20 protein-coding genes and 2 tRNA genes are annotated in these 22,334 nt (G+C 64.3%); 18 read left to right on the top strand and 4 right to left on the bottom strand.

The features are described from left to right. Nucleotides 1-2 precede the first annotated feature (2 nt). A complete protein-coding gene (locus AAA989_RS14285) occupies nucleotides 3-251 on the bottom strand; it encodes an exodeoxyribonuclease VII small subunit (protein ID WP_338245562.1) in 249 nt (82 codons plus the stop codon). A gap of 59 nt (nucleotides 252-310) precedes the next feature. On the opposite strand from AAA989_RS14285, the gene AAA989_RS14280 reads away from it, so the two are divergent. The 3 genes from AAA989_RS14280 to AAA989_RS14270 all read left to right on the top strand — a co-directional run bounded on the left by AAA989_RS14280 (nucleotide 311) and on the right by AAA989_RS14270 (nucleotide 3,710). After that, nucleotides 311-712 carry a DUF2177 family protein gene (locus AAA989_RS14280; RefSeq protein ID WP_338244684.1) on the top strand — a complete coding sequence of 134 codons (402 nt, stop codon included), beginning with the start codon at nucleotides 311-313 and terminating at the stop codon, nucleotides 710-712. A 68-nt stretch (nucleotides 713-780) separates the two neighbouring features. Continuing rightward, a complete protein-coding gene (purL, locus tag AAA989_RS14275) occupies nucleotides 781-3,027 on the top strand; it encodes a phosphoribosylformylglycinamidine synthase subunit PurL (RefSeq protein WP_338244682.1) in 2,247 nt (748 codons plus the stop codon). Next, the gene (locus AAA989_RS14270; protein WP_338244679.1) at nucleotides 3,024-3,710 is read left to right on the top strand and encodes a nitroreductase family protein; all 687 of its coding nucleotides are present in this window, start codon (nucleotides 3,024-3,026) and stop codon (nucleotides 3,708-3,710) included. Before purL ends, AAA989_RS14270 begins: the two co-directional genes overlap by 4 nt. Here the strand turns inward: AAA989_RS14270 and serB are convergent. Continuing rightward, a complete protein-coding gene (gene serB / locus AAA989_RS14265; protein WP_338244677.1) occupies nucleotides 3,707-4,531 on the bottom strand; it encodes a phosphoserine phosphatase SerB in 825 nt (274 codons plus the stop codon). The genes AAA989_RS14270 and serB overlap by 4 nt on opposite strands. A 49-nt stretch (nucleotides 4,532-4,580) precedes the next feature. On the opposite strand from serB, the gene miaA reads away from it, so the two are divergent. The 7 genes from miaA (at nucleotide 4,581) to leuA (ending at nucleotide 12,114) form a co-directional block, all read left to right on the top strand. Further along, nucleotides 4,581-5,528, top strand: a complete 948-nt coding sequence (miaA, locus tag AAA989_RS14260) for a tRNA (adenosine(37)-N6)-dimethylallyltransferase MiaA (protein ID WP_338244676.1) — start codon at nucleotides 4,581-4,583, stop codon at nucleotides 5,526-5,528. Between the two features lie 113 nt (nucleotides 5,529-5,641). Next, nucleotides 5,642-7,384, top strand: a complete 1,743-nt coding sequence (gene ilvB / locus AAA989_RS14255) for a biosynthetic-type acetolactate synthase large subunit (RefSeq protein WP_338244674.1) — start codon at nucleotides 5,642-5,644, stop codon at nucleotides 7,382-7,384. Between the two features lie 13 nt (nucleotides 7,385-7,397). Further along, the gene (gene ilvN / locus AAA989_RS14250; protein ID WP_338244672.1) at nucleotides 7,398-7,913 is read left to right on the top strand and encodes an acetolactate synthase small subunit; all 516 of its coding nucleotides are present in this window, start codon (nucleotides 7,398-7,400) and stop codon (nucleotides 7,911-7,913) included. Nucleotides 7,914-7,996: 83 nt separating this feature from the next. Then, nucleotides 7,997-9,016, top strand: a complete 1,020-nt coding sequence (gene ilvC, locus AAA989_RS14245; protein WP_338244670.1) for a ketol-acid reductoisomerase — start codon at nucleotides 7,997-7,999, stop codon at nucleotides 9,014-9,016. Between the two features lie 9 nt (nucleotides 9,017-9,025). Continuing rightward, nucleotides 9,026-9,379 carry a DUF2200 domain-containing protein gene (locus AAA989_RS14240; RefSeq protein WP_338244668.1) on the top strand — a complete coding sequence of 118 codons (354 nt, stop codon included), beginning with the start codon at nucleotides 9,026-9,028 and terminating at the stop codon, nucleotides 9,377-9,379. A 131-nt stretch (nucleotides 9,380-9,510) separates the two neighbouring features. Then, nucleotides 9,511-10,158 carry a YceI family protein gene (locus AAA989_RS14235; RefSeq protein WP_338244666.1) on the top strand — a complete coding sequence of 216 codons (648 nt, stop codon included), beginning with the start codon at nucleotides 9,511-9,513 and terminating at the stop codon, nucleotides 10,156-10,158. A gap of 258 nt (nucleotides 10,159-10,416) precedes the next feature. Further along, nucleotides 10,417-12,114: a 2-isopropylmalate synthase gene (gene leuA / locus AAA989_RS14230; protein WP_338244664.1), complete on the top strand. Its 1,698-nt coding sequence runs from the start codon at nucleotides 10,417-10,419 to the stop codon at nucleotides 12,112-12,114. 10 nt (nucleotides 12,115-12,124) lie between these two features. Here the strand turns inward: leuA and AAA989_RS14225 are convergent, their stop codons facing one another. Continuing rightward, on the bottom strand, nucleotides 12,125-12,607 hold the full coding sequence (locus AAA989_RS14225) for an AHH domain-containing protein (protein ID WP_338244662.1): 483 nt from the start codon (nucleotides 12,605-12,607) through the stop codon (nucleotides 12,125-12,127). A 68-nt stretch (nucleotides 12,608-12,675) separates the two neighbouring features. Then, nucleotides 12,676-13,356: a hypothetical protein gene (locus tag AAA989_RS14220; RefSeq protein WP_338244660.1), complete on the bottom strand. Its 681-nt coding sequence runs from the start codon at nucleotides 13,354-13,356 to the stop codon at nucleotides 12,676-12,678. A gap of 272 nt (nucleotides 13,357-13,628) precedes the next feature. Between AAA989_RS14220 and recJ the strand changes: the two genes are divergently transcribed. The 8 genes from recJ to pstA all read left to right on the top strand — a co-directional run bounded on the left by recJ (nucleotide 13,629) and on the right by pstA (nucleotide 22,315). Then, on the top strand, nucleotides 13,629-15,410 hold the full coding sequence (gene recJ, locus AAA989_RS14215; RefSeq protein WP_338244658.1) for a single-stranded-DNA-specific exonuclease RecJ: 1,782 nt from the start codon (nucleotides 13,629-13,631) through the stop codon (nucleotides 15,408-15,410). 80 nt (nucleotides 15,411-15,490) lie between these two features. Then, nucleotides 15,491-15,565, top strand: a tRNA-Glu gene (locus tag AAA989_RS14210). A gap of 57 nt (nucleotides 15,566-15,622) precedes the next feature. After that, nucleotides 15,623-15,697 (top strand) — tRNA-Glu (locus AAA989_RS14205). Nucleotides 15,698-15,779: 82 nt separating this feature from the next. Next, nucleotides 15,780-16,967 carry a sensor histidine kinase gene (locus AAA989_RS14200; RefSeq protein ID WP_338244656.1) on the top strand — a complete coding sequence of 396 codons (1,188 nt, stop codon included), beginning with the start codon at nucleotides 15,780-15,782 and terminating at the stop codon, nucleotides 16,965-16,967. 140 nt (nucleotides 16,968-17,107) lie between these two features. Next, nucleotides 17,108-18,493, top strand: a complete 1,386-nt coding sequence (locus AAA989_RS14195) for a porin (protein ID WP_338244654.1) — start codon at nucleotides 17,108-17,110, stop codon at nucleotides 18,491-18,493. Nucleotides 18,494-18,615: 122 nt separating this feature from the next. Continuing rightward, nucleotides 18,616-19,659 carry a substrate-binding domain-containing protein gene (locus AAA989_RS14190; RefSeq protein WP_338244652.1) on the top strand — a complete coding sequence of 348 codons (1,044 nt, stop codon included), beginning with the start codon at nucleotides 18,616-18,618 and terminating at the stop codon, nucleotides 19,657-19,659. A gap of 18 nt (nucleotides 19,660-19,677) precedes the next feature. Further along, entirely contained in the window at nucleotides 19,678-21,063 is a 1,386-nt protein-coding gene (pstC, locus tag AAA989_RS14185) for a phosphate ABC transporter permease subunit PstC (RefSeq protein ID WP_338244650.1), read from the top strand. Then, on the top strand, nucleotides 21,056-22,315 hold the full coding sequence (pstA, locus tag AAA989_RS14180) for a phosphate ABC transporter permease PstA (protein WP_338244649.1): 1,260 nt from the start codon (nucleotides 21,056-21,058) through the stop codon (nucleotides 22,313-22,315). The genes pstC and pstA overlap by 8 nt, the downstream gene beginning before the upstream one ends. Nucleotides 22,316-22,334: the final 19 nt, after the last annotated feature.

Raw genomic sequence — 22,334 nt, 5'->3', positions numbered from 1 at the left:
GCCTATCCTGCGTCGAAGGGCGCGGTGCCCGTCGGCTTGCCGTCGGGGCCGGCGACGATCTTCTCGATCCGTTCCTGCGCGGCATCAAGCCGGGCCTGGCAATGGCGACGCAGTGCCTCCCCACGTTCGTAGAGCGCGATGCTTTCGTCGAGCGGCACTTCGCCGCCTTCCAGCCTGCGCACCACGTCCTCAAGGCTTTTCAGGGCCTCCTCGAAGCTCATTGCCGAAATGTCGGAACCGTCCTGTGCCATGGGGCGACCATTGACGCTGGCAGGGCGCAGGGTCAAGTTGCGGCTCCTGCCGGAGAGCCATGATGACGTGGATTATCGCCTATATCGCTGCGGGCGTGGCCTTTGTCGCGCTGGATGCGGTGTATGTGCGCTGGGCGGCGGAGAGCCTCTACCGCCCCGTCGTCGGCGACATCCTCGCGGAGGAATTCCGCAAGGGCGCGGCGGCAGCGTTTTACCATATATATATCTCCGGAATGCTCTGGTTTGCGGTGCGACCGGGTGTGGAGGAGGGCAGCGTGGCCACCGCCCTGCTGAACGGCGCGCTGCTGGGCGGGCTTTGCTATGCCACCTTCGACCTCACCTGCCAGGCGGTGATGAAGGCCTGGTCCACCCGTGTCAGCGTAATCGACATCGCCTGGGGTGCCGCCGCCACGGCACTGGCCAGCGGCGCGGCGTGCTGGGCCGCGCTTCGGCTGGGCTGAAGGCGAGCGGTGAAAATCGCGCCCTCCGGGACTAGCGAAGCGCAAAGAGCGGGGCTAAGGCGCGTGCCATGTCAGACCATACGCCCACCATTACCCCCGAAGTCGTCGAACAGCATGGCCTCAGCGCCGAGGAATACGAGCGCGTCCTGCACGCACTTGGCCGCGAACCCAACCTTGTGGAACTGGGTATCTTCTCGGTCATGTGGAGCGAGCACTGTTCCTACAAGTCCAGCCGCTTTCATCTGAAGAAGCTGCCGACCGAAGCGCCGTGGGTGATCTGCGGCCCGGGCGAGAACGCGGGCGTCATCGATATCGGCGATGGCCAGGCCGCGATCTTCAAGATGGAGAGCCACAACCACCCCAGCTACATCGAGCCCTACCAGGGCGCGGCAACCGGCGTGGGCGGCATCCTGCGCGACGTGTTCACCATGGGCGCGCGCCCTGTCGCGAACGCCAATGCGCTGCGTTTCGGTCGACCCGATCATCCCAAGATGAAGCACCTGGTGCAGGGCGTGGTCGCGGGCATCGGCGGCTACGGCAACTGCGTGGGCGTGCCGACCGTGTGCGGCGAGACCAATTTCCACCCGGCCTACGACGGCAACATCCTGGTCAACGCCATGACCGTGGGCGTCGCCGATGCCGACAAGATCTTCTACTCGGCAGCAACCGGCGTCGGCAATCCGATCGTCTATGTCGGCTCCAAGACCGGGCGTGACGGTATCCACGGCGCCACCATGGCGAGCGCCGACTTTGCCGAGGATGCTGAGGCCAAGCGCCCCACCGTGCAGGTGGGCGACCCCTTTACCGAGAAGCTGCTGATCGAGGCCTGCCTCGAGCTGATGGCCACCGATGCCATCGTCGCCATCCAGGACATGGGCGCGGCCGGCCTGACCAGCTCCAGCGTGGAGATGGCCACCAACGGCAAGGCGGGCATTCGTCTCGACATGGACAAGGTGCCCTGCCGCGAGGAAGGCATGACGCCGTACGAGATGATGCTGAGCGAGAGCCAGGAGCGCATGCTCATGGTGCTCAAGCCCGGCAAGGAAGAGATGGCCGCGGCGATCTTCGAAAAGTGGGAACTGGATTTCGCCGTGATCGGCGAAGTCACCGATACGCAGCACATGGTTCTGGAATTCGGCGGCGAGGTCGTCTGCGACATTCCGCTGGGCCCGCTGGCGGCCGACGCTCCGGAATACGAGCGGCCCTACCTCTCGAAAGAGGATTACGCGAAGTGGGCAGGCATCGCGCCGATGACCAACCGCCCCGACAGCGACGACGTGGGCGCGGACCTGCTGAAGCTTCTCGCATCTCCCAACCTCGCCTCTAAGAGCTGGATTTCCGAGCAGTACGACAGCCAGGTGGGTGCCGATACGCTGCAGACCGGCGGCGATGCCGGCGTGGTGCGCGTGCACGGCACGAAAAAGGCGCTGGCGATCAGCACGGATTGCACGCCGCGCTACGTCCATGCCGACCCCTACGAAGGCGGCAAGCAGGCCATCGCGGAGGCCTATCGCAACCTGTGCGCGGTGGGCGCTCGTCCGCTGGCCGTCACCAACTGCCTCAACTTCGCCAATCCGCAGCGGCCGGAGATCATGGCCCAGTTCGTCCACGCGCTGGACGGGATGGGGCTGGCCTGCCGGGTGCTTGATTTCCCCATCGTGTCGGGCAACGTCTCTCTCTACAACGAGAGCAAGGCGACCGGCGGCGGGTCCGCGATCCTGCCGACGCCCGCGATCGGCGGCGTCGGCATCATCGACGACTACGACGCGATGATGACCATGGGCTTCAAGGCGGCTGGCGAGACGATCTACCTGATCGGTGCCGAAGCCTGGGCCACGCCCGACCCCGAACGATCCCACCTCGGCAAATCGCTGTGGCTCGATGTCGTGCATGGCCGTGACGAGGGCCGCGCCCCGCCCGTCGACCTGACGCTGGAGAAGAACGCCGGCAAGATCGTGCGCCAGCTGATCGCAGACGGCCTGGTGAGCGCGGTACACGACGTTTCCGACGGCGGCCTGGCCGTGGCGCTGGCCGAAATGGCTATGGCCGGAGGCATCGGTGCGAAGGTGGAGGCTAACGAAGCCTATACCGCCGCGCAGTGGTGGTTCGGCGAGGACCAGGGCCGCTATGTCGTCACCGTGCCCGATACCCAGGCGCTGAACCGCGCGCTGGCTGAAGGCACCGAGGACGAGGACACCGCCCGCGTCGGCTTCCGCCGCATCGGCACCACCGGCGGCGACAGCCTGCTGGGCGTTGCGCTGGACGACCTCAAGAAAGCCCACCGCAGCTTCTTCAAGGACTGGATGGAGGCGTGAGCGAAGGGCACCAGCCCTTCCCGCCTCTACCCGAACTGTCGGACGAAGCGCGCATTGCGCGCGCCCGCGCAGCGTTCGAACGCCTGAAGACGCGCCATTCGTGCCGCGCTTTCGCCGACACGCCCGTGCCGCGCGATGTGATCGAATATGCCATCCGCGCTGCCGGAACCGCGCCCAACGGGGCAAACCACCAGCCCTGGCATTTCGCCGTGATCGGTTCGGCGGACAAGAAGCGCGCCGTGCGCGAGGCCGCCGAGGAGGAGGAGCGCCGTTTCTATGGCGCGGATGGCGAGACGCCGAAGGCGAGCGAGGAATGGCTCGATGCCCTCGCCCCGATCGGCACCGATGCCAGCAAGCCGTTCCTCGAAACCGCGCCCTGGCTGATCGCCTGTTTCGCGCAGCGCACCGGCGGGATCGAGGAAGACGGCGAAACGCAGAACTACTACGTCAACGAAAGCGTCGGCATCGCCTGCGGCATGCTGATCGCCACCTTGCACGAAGCGGGCCTTGCAACCCTGACGCACACGCCTTCACCCATGGGATTCCTCCGCGACCTGTGCGGGAGGCCGAAGAACGAAAAACCGCTGATGATCGTGGTGGTGGGCCACCCGGCGGGCGAAGCGAAGGTGCCGGAGCACGCACTGAGGAAGAAGCCCCTCGGCCAGATTTCCAGCTGGCTCTAGGCCACCCAGTCCTCTTCCCGCACTTCCAGCAGCTTGAGCAGCGCGGTCAGGTCGCCGCGATCCACCCAGCCGTTTGCCGCGGCCCGCGCCTTCGGCTTGGCGCGGTAGGCGATGCCGTAGGTTGCGCTCTCGATCATGGGAATATCGTTCGCGCCGTCGCCCGCCGCCATGGTGACCGCGCCCTCGCCCAGCTTGCCGCGTTCTTCGCTGAGGACGTCCTTCTTCGTTCCGCTGTCGGTGATGCCGCCGACAAGGCCGCCGGTCAGCTTGCCGCCCGATACCTCGAGCCGGTTGCCGACCACCCGTTCGAACCCGATCTGCTCTGCCACCACGTCGGCGAAATGATGAAATCCGCCTGTCACCAGAACCGTGCGGCATCCCCGCGACTTGAGAGTGTTGACGAGCACCCGCGCGCCTTCGGTCGGGCGAATGCGTTCGTCCAGACATTGGGTGATGGCATCTTCCGAAAGACCATCCAGCAGAGAAACGCGTTCGCGCAGGGCAGCCTCGAAATCCAGTTCGCCCTGCATCGCGCGCTCGGTGATGGCTGCGATCTTTTCCTTCAGCCCCGCGTAGTCGGCCAGTTCGTCGATGCATTCCTGTCCGATCATGGTTGAATCCATGTCGGACACGAAGAGGTCGGGCACGCGGAATTCGTCGCGGGCGATTATGGCATCGCTGGTCTCGAAATAGCCGTCGAGTGCATTGCGCAGCGCCGCCACATCGTCGCCCGGGCTTTCCAGTTGCAGCACGTCGCCGCAGAAATCGAGCATCGCCGCGTGCGCAATGGGCACCTCCGTATCGGCCAGATCGGCAGTCATGGCGTCTAGCCGCCTTTCCAGTGTGGCGGGGTCTGCTATCAGCCGGGCAATGAGCAAGTCTGCAACTCCTGTCGGAAAACCGCTGGCGCTCATCGCAGGACCGACAGCCAGCGGCAAGAGCGATCTGGCGGTGAACCTGGCGCTGGCACTGGAACGACGCGGCACGCCCTCGGTGGTCATCAACGCGGACAGCGCGCAGGTCTATGCCGACTTGCAGGTCCTCAGCGCCCGGCCGAGCAGGGAGGAGATGCGCGGGGTGCCGCATCGCCTGTTCGGCGCATGGGACGGGGCGCAGCCCTGTTCGGCGGCGGACTGGGCCGATGCCGCCAAGCGCGAGATCGAGAACGCGCAGCTGAGCGGCGCCGTGCCGATCCTGGTGGGCGGCACCGGCCTTTATATACGCACGCTGCTGGAAGGCATCGCGCCCATCCCGGAGATCGACGAGGGTATTCGTGCACAGGTCCGCACGATGCAGGGCGAGGACCTGTTTGCCGCCGTGGAGCAGGAAGACCCTGTCTCCGCGGAAGCGCTTAACCCCGGCGACACCCAGAGACTGGCGCGCGCGCTGGAAGTGGTACGCTCCACCGGGAAGACACTGCGCGAATGGCAGCGGGTGAAGACCGGGGGCATCGGCCACGCAGTCACCCTCGCCCCGCTGATCCTGCTGCCAGACCGCGAATGGCTGTACGAACGCTGCGACCGGCGGTTTGCGCGAATGATGGATGAAGGCGCGGTGGAGGAAGTCGAACGCCTGCTGGCGCGGGGCCTCCATCCGGACCTGCCTGTCATGCGCGCCATCGGCGTGCCGCAGATAGCCGCTTGCCTGCGCGGCGACCTTTCCCGGGAGGAGGCTATTGCGCTGGGGCAGCAGGTGACGCGCAACTACGCCAAGCGGCAATATACCTGGCTGCGACACCAGCCACCGGAGGCCTGGACGCGTAAAGAGCCCATAAATGTCGATTTTGAGGCTGAATTTGAAATAATATTCTCGGATTAGGTGTTGACAAGACAGATTCTAACCCATATGCCCATCCCCGGTGAGTAGGAGAGGAATAGCCCGGCGCAAGCGATTGCGCCGGGTTAATCTTTTCAGGAACGCAGGAGAGTACCGTGTCCGATGAACGCAGCGGAGCTGCGATACTGGTGGAAAGCCTGGTGCGACAGGATGTCGAATTCGTCTTCGGCTATCCCGGCGGCGCCGTACTTCCCATCTACGACGAACTGTTTTCAGACTCGCGCATTCGACACATCCTGGTGCGGCATGAAGCGGGAGCCGCCCACGCGGCGGAAGGCTACGCCCGTTCCACCGGCAAGCCCGGCGTGGTGCTCGTCACCTCCGGCCCCGGCGCGACCAACGCCATCACCGGCATCGCCGATGCCTTCCTCGATTCAATCCCGCTGGTGGTGATCACCGGGCAGGTGCCCACCAACCTGATCGGCACCGATGCCTTCCAGGAAGCCGATACCATCGGCCTGACGCGCCACTGCTCGAAGCACAATTACCTGGTGAAGGACCCAGCGGACCTCGCCGCGACGATAGAGGAAGCCTTCGAGATTGCCTCCACCGGGCGGCCCGGTCCCGTGGTGGTGGACATTCCCAAGAACGTGCAGATCGCGACGGCCGAAATGCCCGAAGGCGCATCGCAGCGTCGCAAGCGCTACCAGCCCCGCACCGTCGCCGCGCCCGAGGAGATCGCCGAAGCGGTGGACCTCATCGCCAATGCGGAGCGCCCGATCCTCTACACCGGCGGCGGGGTGATCAATTCAGGCCCGGCGGCCTCCGCTGCCTTGCGCCGATTCCAGCAGCTTACCGGCGCACCGCTGACCTCCACCCTGATGGGCCTTGGCGCCTTCCCGGCAGACCATCCCGACTGGCTGGGCATGCTGGGCATGCACGGTACGCTGGAAGCCAACATGGCGATGAACCAGTGCGACGTGATGGTGTGCGTTGGCGCCCGCTTCGACGACCGCGTGACAGGCAGGTTGGACGCCTTCGCGCCCAATTCGAAGAAGATCCACATCGATATCGACCGCTCCAGCATCAACAAGGTGGTGCCGGTGGACCTTGGCATCGTGGGCGATTGTGGCACCGTGCTGGAACAGATGATCGAGTGCTGGGGCAAGCGCAAATCCGCCGATCTGGGCGAATGGAAGGCGCGTATCGCCGGGTGGAAAGCACGCGACAGCCTGGCCTATCCCCAGCGCCAGGATTCGCTGATGCCGCAGAAGGCGGTGGAAACGCTGTTCGCCATGACGAGGGACCGCGATCCCATCATCACCACCGAGGTGGGCCAGCACCAGATGTGGGCGGCGCAGTATTTCGGCTTCATGGGTCCGAACAAGTGGCTCACCAGCGGTGGCCTCGGCACGATGGGCTACGGCCTGCCGGCGGCCATCGGCGCGCAGCTGGGTAATCCCGATAGCCTTGTGATCGACATTGCGGGCGAGGCGAGCATTCAGATGAACATCCAGGAACTGGGCACCGCCAGCCAGTTTCGCCTGCCGGTGAAGGTGTTCATCCTCAACAACGAATACATGGGCATGGTTCGCCAGTGGCAGGAACTGACCTATGAAAGCCGCTATTCGAACAGCTATTCCGACAGCCTGCCCGATTTCGTGAAGCTGGCCGAAAGCTATGGCTGGAAAGGCATTCGCATCACATCAGAGAGCGAACTGGAAGACGGCATCCGCGCCATGCTGGAGCATGACGGTCCGGTGATGGTCGATTGCCAGGTGTCGAAGGATGCCAACTGCTTCCCGATGATCCCTTCGGGAGCGGCGCATACCGAGATGCTGCTCTATGGCGATCAGCACGGCGGCACGATGGCCGATGAAGCCAAGGCGCTGGTGTAGGGGTGCAGGGCAAATGAAGATCGAGCATCGCGAGGCCGAGCGCCATGTCCTGACTGTGGTCGTCGACAACGAGCCGGGCATACTGGCCAAGATCACCGGCCTGTTCACCGCGCGCGGATACAACATCGACAGTCTGACCGTGGCGGACATCTCCGAGGACCACGCCATCAGTCGCATCACCATCGTCACCGGCGGCCCGCCGCAGGTGATCGATCAGATCATGGCCCAGCTGGAGCGGCTGGTGCCGGTCCACCGCGTGACCGACCTTACCGAGGAAGGCCCGCACGTGGAGCGCGAACTTGCGCTGGTGAAGGTCAAGGGCACGGGCGACAACCGCGTGGAGGCGCTGCGTATCGCCGAGGTGTTTCGCGCCAGCGTGGTCGACACGACCACCGAGAGCTTCGTTTTCGAACTCACCGGCGCCAAGGACAAGATCGACAGCTTCATCGCGCTGATGCGCGGGCTGGGCCTTGTCGAGGTGGGCCGCAGCGGCATCGTGGGGATGATGCGCGGCAGCGAAGGGGCCTGAGGGCAAACCACCCCATTTGAATCATACCGCGGGGGGCCTATGCCCCTCTCAGTCAATCGAACGAGAAGAAAACAGGACGACCCATGAAAGTCTATTACGACGCCGATTGCGATCTCAACCTCATCACCGACAAGACAATCGTCGTGCTCGGTTACGGCAGCCAGGGCCACGCCCATGCGCAGAACCTGCGCGATTCGGGCGTGAAGGACGTGCGCATCGCCCTGCGCGAAGGCTCGGCCACGGCGAAGAAGGCCGAAGCTGCCGGGTTCGAAGTGCTGAGCAACGAGGAAGCCGCGAAGCAGGCCGATATCCTGATGGTCCTCGCCCCCGACGAGCACCAGGCCGCGATCTGGGAGAACGACCTGAAGGGCAAGATGAAGCCGGGCGCCGCCCTCGCCTTCGCTCACGGCCTCAACATCCATTTCGGCCTGATCGAGCCGCCCCAGGACATCGATGTCATCATGATCGCGCCAAAGGGACCGGGCCACACCGTGCGCAGCGAATACCAGCGCGGCGGCGGCGTGCCCTGCCTGATCGCCGTGCACCAGGATGCCAGCGGCAACGCGCATGATCTCGCCCTCGCCTATGCCAGCGGCGTCGGCGGCGGCCGTTCGGGCATCATCGAGACCAATTTCCGCGAGGAGTGCGAGACGGACTTGTTCGGCGAGCAGGCCGTGCTGTGCGGCGGCATCACCCACCTGATCCAGGCCGGGTTCGAAACGCTGACCGAAGCGGGCTACGCGCCGGAAATGGCCTATTTCGAATGTCTCCACGAGACCAAGCTGATCGTCGACCTGCTGTACGAAGGCGGCATCGCCAACATGCGCTACTCCATCAGCAACACCGCCGAATATGGCGACATCACCACCGGCCCGCGCATCATCACCGAAGAGACCAAGGCCGAGATGAAGCGGGTGCTTGACGACATTCAGTCGGGCCGCTTCGTGAAGAACTTCGTGCTCGACAACCGTGCCGGACAGCCGGAGCTGAAAGCCGCCCGCAAGCGCGCCGAAGCCCATCCCATCGAGCAGACCGGCGCCCAGCTGCGCGCCATGATGCCGTGGATTTCCGCCAACAAGCTGGTGGACAAGGAAAAGAACTAGGGCGCGCGCATGGCGGAGCACCGCATCTATTCGATGAGCTTTGCCAGCGTCTATCCGCACTACGTGGCGAAGGCAGAGAAGAAGGGCCGAACGAAGGCCGAACTCGACCGGATCATCGAGTGGCTGACGGGTTACGACGCGGCAGGCCTTCAGGCGGCAATCGACGACAAGCGCGATTTTCGCACGTTCTTCGAGCAGGCACCTGCCATGAATCCAGACCGGAATCTGGTTACCGGCGTGGTGTGCGGCGTAAGGGTGGAAGAAGTCGAGGAGCCGCTCATGCGCGAGATCCGCTATCTCGACAAGCTGGTCGACGAACTGGCGAAGGGCAAGGCGATGGATAAGATCCTGCGAAAGCCATAGGCCGCCGTGTCGTCTGCCTTCTCACAACCCACCCGGCTCCGCGCTCCACCTTCGCTTCGCCTCTAACAGGTGGACATTGTCAATCCGCCACGCCATCTTGGAACCTGCAATTTTCCACCTGGAGACTGTCAATGCGTAAGATCATTCTTGCTTCCACTGCCGCTGTCGGCCTTGCCGCCCTTTCCGTCTCGGCGCTCAATGCGCAGGGCGCTCCCGCTGCTGAAGAGATGGACACGAGCGCCATCACCTCGGGCACCTATTCCGCCGATCCTGCGCATACGCTGGTGGTGTGGAGCCTCGATCACCTTGGCTTCAACGACTACTTCGGCATCTTCGGCGACGTTACCGGCACGCTGGATCTGGATACCGACAATCTCTCCAACTCGTCGGTCGACGTCACCATTCCGATTTCGCAGGTCACCGTGGCCAGCGAAGGCCTGAAGGACCATCTCCTGCGCGCCGGCCAGGATGGCGCCGATCCCGATTTCTTCGGCCCCGATCCGGAGCCTGCCCGTTTCGTTTCCACCGCCGTTCACCAGACCGGCGACATGACCGCTCACATCGAGGGTGATCTTACCTTCAACGGCGTGACCAATCCCGTCACCATCCAGGCCGAACTGGCCGGCATGGGCACGAACGGCATGAACCAGAAGGAAACCGTGGGCTTCCACGGCACCACCACGATCACCCGTTCCGAATGGAACCTGGGCTGGGGCATCCCCTTCGGCCTTGGCGACGAGGTGGAGCTGGAAATCACCGCCGCGTTCGAGAAGGACTGATCGAATCCGGGCTGGCGCGGCACCTAGCCGAAGGTGCCGCGCCCTTCCTGCTGGACCTGTTAACCATTCGGCTGTAGTATCGCTTCCTATGACGACAGCATTCGGCCTAACCCTGCTGCTTCGACTTACACGCCCTTAGGCGTGCCATTGCTCCTGCCCGCTGCGGCAGGATCTCGCCTAAGGGCTTCCCTACATAACCGTTGAACAGCCCCCACCTGCACCAGGCGGCGGCGAACAGTCGAACAAGGCCGAAATCCGATGCCCATGCTCAGCGAACCGAGCGCGAAGTACCGCCCCTTCCCCCAGGTGGACCTGCCCGACCGGCAGTGGCCCACCCGCACCATCACCGCCCCGCCCCGCTGGCTCAGCACGGACCTGCGCGACGGCAACCAGTCGATCATCGATCCGATGGACCGGGTGAAGAAGACCCGTTTCTTCGACCTGCTGGTGGAAGTGGGCGTGAAGGAAATCGAGGTCGGCTTTCCCGCCGCGGGGCAGACGGAATTCGATTTCATCAGCTGGCTTGTGCAGTCCGGCAAGGTGCCGGAAGACGTTGTGGTGCAGGTGCTCACCCAGTCGCGGGAAGACCTGATCGCGCGCAGCTTCGAAAGCCTCGAAGGCGCGCATTCGGCCATTGTCCATCTCTACAACGCCGTAAGCCCGGCGTGGCGCGACATCGTCTTCCGCATGAGCCGCGACGAAGTGCGCGACATTGCCGTGCGCGGCGCGCAGCAGCTGGTGGACGAGGCGGCGAAGCGCCCCTGCACGAACTGGCATTTCCAGTACTCGCCGGAAACCTTCTCCACCGCCGAACTCGATTTCAGCCTGGAGGTTTGCGAAGCGGTGATGAAGGTCGTCGGCCCGACGAAGGAATGGCCGATCATTCTCAACCTGCCCGCGACGGTGGAAGCGGCGACGCCCAACATCTACGCCGACCAGATCGAATACTTCTGCCGCAATCTGCCCAACCGCGAGGCGGCGGTGATCTCGCTCCACACACACAACGATCGCGGCACCGGCGTTGCGGCGGCGGAGCTGGGCCTGATGGCCGGCGCCGACCGCGTGGAAGGCTGTCTGTTCGGCAATGGCGAGCGAACGGGCAACTGCTGTCTCGTGACCGTGGCGCTCAACATGTACACGCAGGGCGTCGATCCCCGCCTTGACTTCTCCGACATCGACAAGGTTATCGAGACGGTGGAATACTGTAACGAACTGCCCGTTCACCAGCGCCATCCCTATGGCGGCGAACTGGTGTTCACGGCCTTTTCCGGCAGCCACCAGGATGCGATCAAGAAGGGGTTCGAGGCCAACGACAAGCAGAACGACCGGCAATGGCGCGTCCCCTACCTGCCGATCGATCCGGCGGACCTGGGACGCGATTACGAAGCGGTCATCCGCGTCAATTCGCAGTCCGGCAAGGGCGGTTTCGCCTGGGTGCTGCAGCAGACCCAGGGGCTGAAACTGCCCAAGGCCCTGCAGGCTCATTTCTCCAAGCACGTGCAGTTCATGGCCGACGAGACAGGCCGCGAGATCAACGCGGCCGACATCTGGGATTGCTTCAAGAAAACCTATTATCTGCAGGTGGACACCCGCAAGTTCGCGCTCGTCGACTACGACGAGGGTCGCACCGCCGACGGCGACCGGGTGTTCACCGGCACGATCAAGGTCGATGGAGAAGAGCAGCGCGTATCCGGACGCGGCAAGGGCCTGATCTCCAGTGTGCTCGCCACCATTCGCGAGACCTACGGGCTCGATTTCGAAGTGCGCGACTATTCGGAGCATGCACTGGGGACGGGCGTCGATGCGCGTGCCGCGGCCTATATCGAGTGGGCCCTGCCCGACGGTCGCAGCGGCTGGGGCGTTGGGATCGACGAGGACGTGGCCACCGCCAGCGTGCGCGCGATCCTTTCGGCAGCCAACGGCGCGGCGCACGGGCCGGGAACGCAGCGGTTCTGACGCCGGGACGTCAGCCGGGCGGCTCGGTCGCTGCCCACAGCTGGTCGACCATCGCATCGAGGTGCGAGAAGTCCTGCCCCGTGTGAAACGGGTCCTTGCGGCTGAGCAGCAGCCGCCCGCGCCCAGCCTCCAGCAGCCTGCGCCGCAACGCGCGCTGCAGGAGGTCGAGCCTGGCAATCGCGTCGACCGCGGCGACGGTGGCATGGCGACGGGCCGTGCGCGACCACTCCCCCTCGATCTGTCCCACCCTTTCCAGCACCATCGCGTTGTAGTCTGCATGCGGACCGCAATGCAGCGGCAGCCCGGCCCGCAGTGCGGCGCCAGTGCTGGCGGGAAGCAGCAGGCCGTTGCGCCGAAAATCGTCGAATCCGATGCGATCCTTGCCGAGCTGCGCCAGCATTTCGCCCAGGCTGCCGGTGCCCAGCAATTGCCGTGGAAGCAGGTGGTGGCGCTGCATGTCGGGCTGATAGCCCGGCTGCTCACGCGTGTTCACCGCCCTGAACGGCAGTTTCGGCCTGCCGGCACGGCAAGGCGACACGCATTCCTCGCGGTCTACGTGGACTAGTGCGACCCGCTCCACACTTCGACCATGCCTGTCTGTTCGACAGGTTCAAGTCGCAATGTCTCGCCGGAAGGCCCTGAAAATGCGAAAGTTTGCGTGATCCGACCGTTCTCGATCATCCAGTTCAGCAGCCTCAGCGCGATCTTGGAGGCCTCTGCCCGGCCCGTCACCACTTCGGGCATCATGTGCAGTTCCTGCCCGGTGAAAAGCGAAAGCCCCTCGCTCCGCAGGCCGCCGTCTTCCGTCGGCACCAGTGCGGCAAGGCCAAGGCCCGGAAACGCGCCCCCGCCGATCCAGCTGAGGACGCTGTGGCGGAAGTAGGCCGCGTCGCTGACGGCGCGCGCCGGATGCCAGGCAACCGCGCTCACTCCGTCCAGTTTCGTCAGGTGGGCGGCGATCATGGCAAGGGTCCGCACGACGGGGAACATGGCTCCCCCGGCCGCAAGGTGGGGACCGGGCTTGATCAGCACCGGTTCTTGCCGGGCCACCTCGAAATCCGGCCCGGTGCCGTAGGTGTGAGGTGTTTCCGGCACCTGGATGGGAGACTGCGGCGCCAGGCCTTCGAGGTCGAAGGTCAATCCGTTGGCCAGCAGTTCAAGCCAGCCTTCCTCCTGTCCGCCCTCGCGGGAGGGGTCGAGGCTGATGGAAAATTCACCCGTGGCTTCCGCAAGGGCGCGCACGTCGACTGCACGTGGCCGCCGCCCGGGTGCAAAAAGCAGCGATACCGCCGATTTCATTCCCTCTGGATCAAGGCGCTCAGCGCTCGCGATTGCCTGTATTCCCTTCGTCCTTAAGCGAAATTTTGACGACAAAGCCGCGCCGGGTCGAGTCATTGTTGGTCATATGGTGTGCAACACTATGCCGCTATCGCATTAAATTAATGCACAAACCATCTGTCGAGAGTTCGAAAGGTACTGTTGGAGCCAGGGGCGCAACGCGCTAGAATCGCCGGATGGCAACCCGACCGGCAATCCTTGGCGTGGAACGTTCGCTGTCCGGCAAGGCCTGGCGGTGGCGGGGCGGAAACATGCAGATGGATGGCGATATCCATGCGCTGGGCCACGATATCGTCACCCAGCTGCTGCTGTCGCGCGGCGTCTCCATCGAAGAACTCGACAAGCACCGGCAACCTTCCCTGCGCGAATTCCTGCCTGATCCCTCGCAGTTCAACGACATGGACCGGGCGGCAGAGCGCATTGCAGAAGCCGTGCTCTCGCAGGAAACGATCACGATCTACGGCGACTACGATGTCGACGGCGCCACCAGCTCCGCCTTGATGATCCGGCTGCTGCGCATGCTGGGCCACGATGCGCGCCACTACATTCCCGATCGCCTGCTGGAAGGATACGGGCCCAGCGGAGAGGCGCTGCTGAAGATTGGCGAGGAAGGCTCCAGCCTGATCGTCACCGTCGATTGCGGGGCGATGGCGCACGAGGCTCTGGGCCTGGCCCACGATGCCGGGATCGATGTCATCGTGGTGGACCACCACAAGTGCTCCCCCGATCTTCCGCGCTGCTTTGCCCTCGTCAATCCGAACCGTTTGGACGAGAACGATCTGGCCGCCTCGCACGGACACCTTGCCGCCGTCGGCGTGGCTTTCCTGTTGGCCGTTGCCGTCGTGCGGACCCTGCGCGAGCGCGGATTTTTCGACGGGCGGAGCGAGCCCAACCTGATTTCCCTGCTGGATCTGGTGGCGCTGGGCACCGTGGCCGACGTTGCCGCGATTCGCGGGCTGAACCGTGCTTTCGTGGCGCAGGGCCTGAAAGTGATGGGCAAGCGCGACAACATAGGGATGGCAGCATTGATCGATGCCAGCCGCCTGAAGGCCGCGCCCAAGTGCAGCGATTGCGGATTCGCGCTGGGTCCGCGAATCAACGCCGGCGGACGCGTGGGAGAAGCGACGCTGGGCGTGCGACTGCTCACGACGCATGACCCGGACGAGGCCCGCGCGATCGCCGAGCAGCTATCCACCTTGAACGAGGAACGCCGCGCCATCGAGGCTGTCGTGCAGGAAGAGGCCGAGGCGCAACTGGCCGCCCAGCACAATCGCTCGGTAATCTGCGTGGCCGGCAAGGGCTGGCACCCCGGCGTGATCGGCATCGTCGCGGGTCGAATCAAGGAGAAGACCGGCAAGCCAAGCCTCGCCCTCGCCCTCGATACGAAAGGCGGCCAGGGAAAAGGCTCAGGTCGCTCCATTCCGGGTGTCGATCTGGGCGCAGCCATCATCGCCGCGCGCGAGGCCGGGCTGCTGGTGGCAGGCGGCGGCCATACCATGGCGGCGGGAATGACGATCGACTCCGGCCGACTGGACGAGTTCGCCGACTGGCTGGACGAAAGGCTTGCCGCGACGGTTGCCCGCGCAAATGCGGAGCAGACGATGCTCCTGGATCTCTCGTTGGCACCCGGTGGCCTGACGCCCGAACTGGTCGAGACGCTGGAGGGGGCTGGCCCCTATGGCGTCGGCTGGCCCGGGCCGAGAATCGCGGTGGGCCCCGTTCACATCGTGAAGGCGGATATCGTGGGCAACGATCACCTGCGCGTGATCGCCGCCGGGCAGGACGGGCGAAGCCTGAAAGCCATCGCGTTCCGGGCTGCCTCCAGCGAAATGGGCCAGTCGATTCTGCACGGCGCGAAGGGCCGGCGGCTGTGGCTGGCAGGACGGGCGAAGATCGACGATTGGGGCGCCCGGCCCGCGGCAGAAATGCACCTGGAAGATGCCGCCTGGGCGGACTGATGCCGATAGCGGAGATAATGTTGCGAGGAGGGCTTGACCGCACGCCCCCATGCCCCTAATTGCGCCGCTCCATCGCGCGTGGCCCCTTCGTCTAGCGGTTAGGACGCGGCCCTTTCACGGCTGAAACACGGGTTCGATTCCCGTAGGGGTCACCAGCGATGGATTTGCCTACCAGCATGCATGGCAACCTGCCAGGCCGAGCTATCGGCCACGGCCCCTTCGTCTAGCGGTCAGGACGCGGCCCTCTCACGGCTGAAACACGGGTTCGATTCCCGTAGGGGTCACCATCACTCTCGCAGCGCATCCATGCGGGGATGATTTTCCCTTATTGCTGGAAACCGTAATAATTCTCGCGCATGAGGCCTTCCCATGAAAGGCTTGCGCATCCCGATTGCTGGAGTAGCCCTCGCCGTGGTCAGCGGCGCAGTGCTGATGTTCTCCGGCGTGGGCGTAGGGCTGGCGCTGGCCTTCATCGGCGTGTGGATCCTATCGTTCTGGCTGATTCCCCCACCCCCGCCGGAACCGCGCAAGGCGCCGCAGGAGGCCATGCAGATCACCCGGTCGGGCATGCGCGACCTGATCGAGCATTCCGGCCTTCCGCTCCTGTTGCTGGACAACAATCGCATCATCGTGGCCAACGTGAACGCGAGGGAAGCCATCGGCGCTCACATCATCGGTCAGGACGCGCGTGTCGCGCTACGCCATCCTGCAGCGGTGGATCTGCTCTCGCGCCCGGGCGGCGGCAGCGTCACCGTGCAGGGACTGACCGGGCCGAGAAGCAACTGGCAGATGACCAGGCAGCAGATCGACGAGCGCTATTCGCTGATCGAACTCATCAACCGCACTTCCGAAGCCGATATCAGCCGAGCGCACACCGATTTCGTGGCCAATGCCAGCCATGAACTGCGTACGCCGCTGGCCTCGATCATCGGCTACATGGAAACGCTGGAGGACGAAGGCCAGGATATCGACCCGAAGCAGGCGAACCGCTTCTATTCCACGGTCCTGCGCGAAGCTCGTCGGCTGCAGACGCTTGTCGACGATCTCATGTCGCTGAGCCGGGTTGAGGCCGAAAAGCATGACCAGCCTCGCGAAGCCCTGCTGCTGGCACCCCTGGTGCGACAGGCGTCCCGCGACGGCGCTGGCCTGGAAAGATTCGAACGGGTGGCCATCACGATCGAGGATGATGACCTTTCAGTGCGTGGAGACACGCGCCAGCTGGAACAGCTGGTTCGCAACCTAGTGGACAACGCGCTCAAATACGGCGGCGAGGACAAGCCCGTCGAGGTCACTCTGCAACAAGGCCAACGCGACATGGCCGTGCTGACCGTTCGCGACCACGGGGAAGGCATAGCGCCCGAACACTTGCCGCACCTGACCAGGCGCTTCTACCGGACGGACCCCGGGCGCAGCCGTGCTGCCGGCGGCACGGGTCTCGGCCTCGCCATCTGCAAGCATATCGTGGAGCGCCATCGGGGCCGCCTGGATATCGACAGCAAGCTTGGTGACGGCACTACCGTCACGGTACGACTGCCGCTGGTCCAGACCGGCGACTAGCCAGCGCCACCTTTATTTCACACAAGTTGTCGACAGGTTTTCCCCAAGTTGGGAAGGCTGCGGCACGTCCTGTAACAAAGGCGTCATAAACAAGTCATAGCGGGCACACACTTTCGCCACAAAAGTGAAATCTGATTGTCATGAAAAAGCTTGTCGCCAGTGCCCTCCTGTTCGGAACCGCCCTCTCCCCGGCGGTTGCCCAGGCGCAGGAAACCCTTACGGTCGAAGAACAATTGGCCGTGCTTCGCGCCGAGGTCGAGAGACTAACGCAGCGCGTGCAGGAACTCGAATCGACTCCGCCAGCCCAGTCCTCGGCGGCACCGGTTCAAGCTTCGGCACCGTCCGCGGCTCCGCAGCCCCTTGCCTCCGCCACACCGTCCGTTGAGACCGATACGCCCCTGGCGGTCGGTTGGAGCGGCGCGCCGGAATTCGAGGCCGAGGGCGGATGGTCGTTCAAGCCTTTCGGCCGCCTGAACATCGATGGCGGCTTTGTCTCGTCCCCCGAATCGACGGGTCGCCCCGACGGTTTCGGCAGCGAGATCCGGCGTGCCCGCCTGGGCATGAGCGGCGATATCCCCGGCGGCTTCGGCTACAAGGTGGAAGTGGACTTCGCCGGTGACGAAGTCGCCGTGACCGATGCGATCATCACCTATGACGACGGCCCCCTCGCGCTGACGGTTGGGCAGCACAACAATTTCCAGTCGCTGGAAGAACTGACGAGCAGCCGCTGGTCGTCCTTTATCGAGCGGGCCGCATTCACCGATGCGTTCGGGTTCGAGCGGCGCCTTGGCGTTTCTGCCGAGGTCGACATCGGCGAGGTCGTTATGCTGCAGGCCGGTGTCTTCACAGACAACATCGCCGACCTACCCGGCGATACGTGGAGCGGCGATGCCCGCATTGTCGCCAGCCCTCAGATCGGCGATGCGCAGCTGCATTTCGGCGGCTCGGTGCATTTCACCGACGTCGCCGATGGAGAGACCGTGCGCTATCGCCAGCGCCCGCTGGTGCATTTCACGTCAGAGCGCTTCATCAACACCGGCGACTTCGGCGCGACGAGCGAATTCGGCGCCGGGATCGAAAGCGGCTTCATCAGTGGTCCGTTCCACGCCGTGGGCGAAGCCTTCTGGCAGACCGCGAACAGGCCTGCCCCCGCGATGGAGGATGCGACATTCTTCGGCGGCTATGCCGAAGCCGGCCTTTTCCTGACGCCTGGCGACAGCCGCGGCTACAAGGGTGGCAAGTTCGATCGCACGCGTCCCGCAAATCCGGTGGATGAAGGCGGAATGGGTGCGCTGCAGGTCAATGTCCGCTACGACTACCTCGATCTCAGCGATGCCGACGCGGGAATCATCGGCGGCGAACAGAACGGTTATTTCGCGTCGCTAGTCTGGGTGCCGACCGACTACACCCGGCTGACCGTCAACTACGGCCGTCTGGAATACGACGATGCCGTTCATGCCGCGGCGAATGGAAGCCGCGATTATTCCGTCGACGTATTGGGGATGCGGGCGCAGATCGATTTCTAGACAATTCCGCAAATTGCCGGCGACACTCGTGACAAGCGGTCACGTACCGAACTCGCGATTGTCGCAATGGCGTCATACAGTAGACCTAGCGGTCTGCCATCTGAACCGAAATGAGGAACATCATGACATTCAAATTGCGTAATGCCGCTTCGGCGCTTGCCCTTGTGGCACTGGCCGCTTGCAACAATGCCGGCGGCGGTGCCGACACGCGCGATTCCGTTCGCGCCGTCGGCTCGTCCACCGTCTATCCCTTCGCGACCCGCGTGGCGGAAAGCTTCACCCGCAACCACGATTTCGCCTCGCCGATCATCGAATCGACCGGGACGGGTGGCGGCATGGCGCTGTTCTGTCAGGGCGTGGGGCCGGAAACCCCCGACATCGTTAACGCTTCGCGCCGCATGAAGCCGAGCGAGTTCGAGACCTGTCAGCAGAACGGCGTGGAGAACATCACCGAAATCCAGGTCGGCCTGGACGGGATCGCCTTCGCCAGCGCCACCGACGGCATCGATTTCGACCTGACGCCGGAGATCGTCTACGAGGCGATCGCCGCCAACCCCTACGGCGAAGAGCAGACCAACGAGATGTGGAGCGACATCGACCCGTCGCTGCCGAACAAGCCGATCCTGGTCTACGGCCCGCCCTCCACCTCGGGCACGCGCGATGCGCTGAACGAACTCGTGCTGCTGGTCGGCTGCGAATCGGGTGAAGGCATGGCCGAACTCGAAGAGCAGGACGAGGACCGTTACGAAGCGGTCTGCACCGAACTTCGCAACGACGGCGCCTATGTCGAGCAGGGCGAGCAGGACAACCTGATCGTGCAGAAGATCGAAGGTAACGCCGACGCGATCGGTATCTTCGGATTCTCCTACCTCGAGGCCAATTCCGACCGCGTTCACGGCCTGACCATGAACGGTGTCGAGCCGACCTACGAGAACATCTCGAGCTTCGACTACGTCGGCGCCCGCCCGCTGTACATCTACGTCAAAAACCAGCACCTGGATGCCATTCCGGGCCTTCGCGAATTCGTCGCGGAATGGGCGAACAACTGGGGATCGGGCGGACCGCTGGCCGAGGTGGGTCTTGTGCCAAATCCTGAAGCCGCTATGGCGCGCAGCAACGCAGCCGCGAGCGACTTTACGCCGCTCGCCGCCTCCGACCTCGACTAGGGAAGCAACCAAGCGGAAATGTCGGCCAGCACCCTGATCCTATTGGTCCTCGGACTGGGGCTGGCCGGCTGGCTGGTCGCACGCTCGCGCGCCGCGATGTTTCGCCGCGCGAGCGCGAACAATCGTATCGCGTCCCTGCCTGTCTACCACGCCTGGTACGCCGCTCTGTGGATCGTCGTGCCGACGATCGTCTTCGCCCTGAGCTGGGCGCCGATTTCCGAACAGCTGATCCTGCAGCATGTGCTGGCCAGCCCGTCTGCGGAAAATCTGCCCGCCTTCGGCATGCAGCGCGATACCATGCTCTCGGAAGCGCGGGCCGTCGCCACGGGCGCTTCCGCGGGCGTCTTCAACGCCGATGCCGCTGCATTGGTCGAACCCTTCGAAGAGGCGATCTTCCGCTATCAGATCATAGGCTTCGTGGTCACCCTGCTGGTGGCTGGCTGCGGTGCCGCCTTCGCATTCCTGCGGCTGAAACCCGATTTCCGCGCGCGGACGCGGGTGGAACGCGCGGTGCTGACGACGCTGCTGATCGCCTCACTCGTGGCGATTCTCACCACGCTGGGGATCCTTGCCAGCCTGGTGTTCGAAACCGTCCGTTTCTTCACGATGGTATCGCCGATCGATTTCCTGTTCGGCACCAACTGGTCGCCCGATCCCATGAGCAGCGCCAGTAATCCCGACGGCGACCGCTACGGCGCGATCCCGCTGTTCTGGGGCACGCTGTTCATCGGTGCGATCATCGCCATGATCGTGGCCATTCCGCTGGGCATGATGAGCGCGATCTACCTCAACCAGTATGCCGCGCCGCGGGTGCGCACGTGGATCAAGCCCGCGCTGGAAATCCTCGCCGGTGTCCCGACGGTGGTCTACGGCTATTTCGCCGCGCTCACCATCGCCCCGGCGATCCGCGACATCGCCCTCTCGATGGGCATCTCCAACCCCTCGAGCGAAAGCGCGCTGGCCGCGGGACTGGTGATGGGCGTGATGATCATTCCGTTCGTGTCCTCCATGGCCGACGATTCCATCGCCGCCGTGCCGCAGGCGATGAAGGACGGATCGCTGGCCATGGGCGCGACACAGAACGAAACGATCAAGCGCGTCCTCGTCCCCGCCGCGCTGCCGGGCATCGTTGCCGGCATCATGCTGGCGATCAGCCGTGCCATCGGCGAAACCATGATCGTGGTGATGGCGGCGAGCTTTGCCGCCAACCTGTCTGCCAACCCGCTGGAGGCGATGACCACGGTGACCGTGCAGATCGTCGCCCTGCTCACCGGCGAAGGCAGTTTCGACCATCCTGCAACGCTTGCCGCGTTCGCGCTGGGCTTCGTCCTGTTCATGGTGACCCTGGTTCTCAACATCATCGCGCTGCGCGTCGTGAAGAGGTTCCGCGAAGCCTATGAGTGAGACTGTCCACAAGGTGCGGCCAACGCGCACGCCGGCGTTCGAAGCCCGACTGAAGAAGCGTTATGCTGCGGAGAGGCGATTCAAGATCGCCGGTCTTTCCGCGATCGTGTTTTCGGTAGCCGTCCTGCTGTTCCTGTTGATCACCATGACGATCAACGGGATCGGCGGATTCCAGCGCGCCGAACTGAGCGTGCCAATCGATTTCACGCAGACCGGCCTCACGGTGAACCCCTCCATCGGAGACGAGCGCGCGATCGAGCAATCGTTGCGCAACCAGGGGCTTCCGGATCTCGTGCAGTTCAGCGCCGAAAGGGCGCTGGGCGAGGAAGCCGCGGCCCAGCTGAACAGCGAGGCCTGGCGCATCGTCGCGGAGGATCTCGCCGAGGACCCCTCGCTGCTGCGCGGACAGAGCACCTTTTCGCTTCCTACTACCGAATCGCTGGCAAGTGCGCTGGCGGGTGACGGTAATGCCGATCTCCAGCCGCTTGCCCAGCGGCTAGCGGAAGAAGGCGTGCTGGCGGACCGGTTCGACAGCGGCTTCCTCGAGCGCTCCGACGCGACGGACCCGCAGCTCGTGGGCATCTGGGGCGCGCTGAAGGGATCGATCCTGACCATGATCGTAACCCTCGCCCTGGCCTTCCCCATCGGCGTGCTGGCGGCCCTGTATCTCGAGGAATATGCGCCGAAGAATCGATGGACCGACCTGATCGAGGTGTCGATCAACAACCTGGCCGCTGTGCCATCCATCATCTTCGGCCTGCTGGGCCTCGCCGTCTTCCTGTGGATCTTCCCCAGCTATCGCTCCGCGCCGCTGATCGGAGGCATGACGCTTGCGCTGATGACGATGCCGGTGATCGTGATTGCCGGGCGCAACGCCATCAAGGCGGTGCCGCCGTCGATCCGCGACGGTGCGCTCGCCATCGGTGCCTCACCCGTCCAGGTGGTGTTCCACCACGTGCTGCCGCTCGCCCTGCCCGGCATCCTGACCGGCACGATCATCGGCATGGCCCGCGCGCTGGGCGAGACCGCCCCGCTGCTGCTGATCGGCATGCGTGCCTTCGTCGCCAGCCCGCCCGACGGGTTTACCGACAACGCCACGGTTCTGCCGATGCAGATCTTCCTCTGGTCCGACGAGATCGATCGCGGTTTCGTCGAACGCACAAGTGCGGCGATTATCGTGCTATTGATATTCCTGCTGCTGATGAATGGCCTCGCCATCTATCTGCGCAACCGATTCGAGAAGAAATGGTAATGTCCGATACAGCCGAGTC

It is taken from the genome of Aurantiacibacter hainanensis, assembly GCF_036321025.1.
Taxonomy (GTDB): Bacteria; Pseudomonadota; Alphaproteobacteria; order Sphingomonadales; family Sphingomonadaceae; genus Alteraurantiacibacter; species Alteraurantiacibacter hainanensis.
The sequence above is the reverse complement of the archived record's forward strand: the minus strand, read 5'-3'. Positions and strand labels throughout refer to the sequence as shown.

What these genes read in the sequence shown, in the direction of transcription:
- AAA989_RS14285 (WP_338245562.1), bottom strand. Translation starts at nt 251, where the DNA reads ATGGCACAGGACGGTTCCGACATTTCGGCAATGAGCTTCGAGGAGGCC.
- AAA989_RS14195 (WP_338244654.1), top strand. Translation starts at nt 17,108, where the DNA reads ATGAAAAAGCTTGTCGCCAGTGCCCTCCTGTTCGGAACCGCCCTCTCC.
- AAA989_RS14240 (WP_338244668.1), top strand. Translation starts at nt 9,026, where the DNA reads ATGGCGGAGCACCGCATCTATTCGATGAGCTTTGCCAGCGTCTATCCG.
- ilvC (WP_338244670.1), top strand. Translation starts at nt 7,997, where the DNA reads ATGAAAGTCTATTACGACGCCGATTGCGATCTCAACCTCATCACCGAC.
- serB (WP_338244677.1), bottom strand. Translation starts at nt 4,531, where the DNA reads ATGACTGCCGATCTGGCCGATACGGAGGTGCCCATTGCGCACGCGGCG.
- AAA989_RS14200 (WP_338244656.1), top strand. Translation starts at nt 15,780, where the DNA reads ATGAAAGGCTTGCGCATCCCGATTGCTGGAGTAGCCCTCGCCGTGGTC.
- pstA (WP_338244649.1), top strand. Translation starts at nt 21,056, where the DNA reads ATGAGTGAGACTGTCCACAAGGTGCGGCCAACGCGCACGCCGGCGTTC.
- recJ (WP_338244658.1), top strand. Translation starts at nt 13,629, where the DNA reads ATGGCAACCCGACCGGCAATCCTTGGCGTGGAACGTTCGCTGTCCGGC.
- ilvN (WP_338244672.1), top strand. Translation starts at nt 7,398, where the DNA reads ATGAAGATCGAGCATCGCGAGGCCGAGCGCCATGTCCTGACTGTGGTC.
- AAA989_RS14235 (WP_338244666.1), top strand. Translation starts at nt 9,511, where the DNA reads ATGCGTAAGATCATTCTTGCTTCCACTGCCGCTGTCGGCCTTGCCGCC.
- pstC (WP_338244650.1), top strand. Translation starts at nt 19,678, where the DNA reads ATGTCGGCCAGCACCCTGATCCTATTGGTCCTCGGACTGGGGCTGGCC.
- leuA (WP_338244664.1), top strand. Translation starts at nt 10,417, where the DNA reads ATGCCCATGCTCAGCGAACCGAGCGCGAAGTACCGCCCCTTCCCCCAG.
- miaA (WP_338244676.1), top strand. Translation starts at nt 4,581, where the DNA reads ATGAGCAAGTCTGCAACTCCTGTCGGAAAACCGCTGGCGCTCATCGCA.
- AAA989_RS14280 (WP_338244684.1), top strand. Translation starts at nt 311, where the DNA reads ATGATGACGTGGATTATCGCCTATATCGCTGCGGGCGTGGCCTTTGTC.
- AAA989_RS14190 (WP_338244652.1), top strand. Translation starts at nt 18,616, where the DNA reads ATGACATTCAAATTGCGTAATGCCGCTTCGGCGCTTGCCCTTGTGGCA.
- purL (WP_338244682.1), top strand. Translation starts at nt 781, where the DNA reads ATGTCAGACCATACGCCCACCATTACCCCCGAAGTCGTCGAACAGCAT.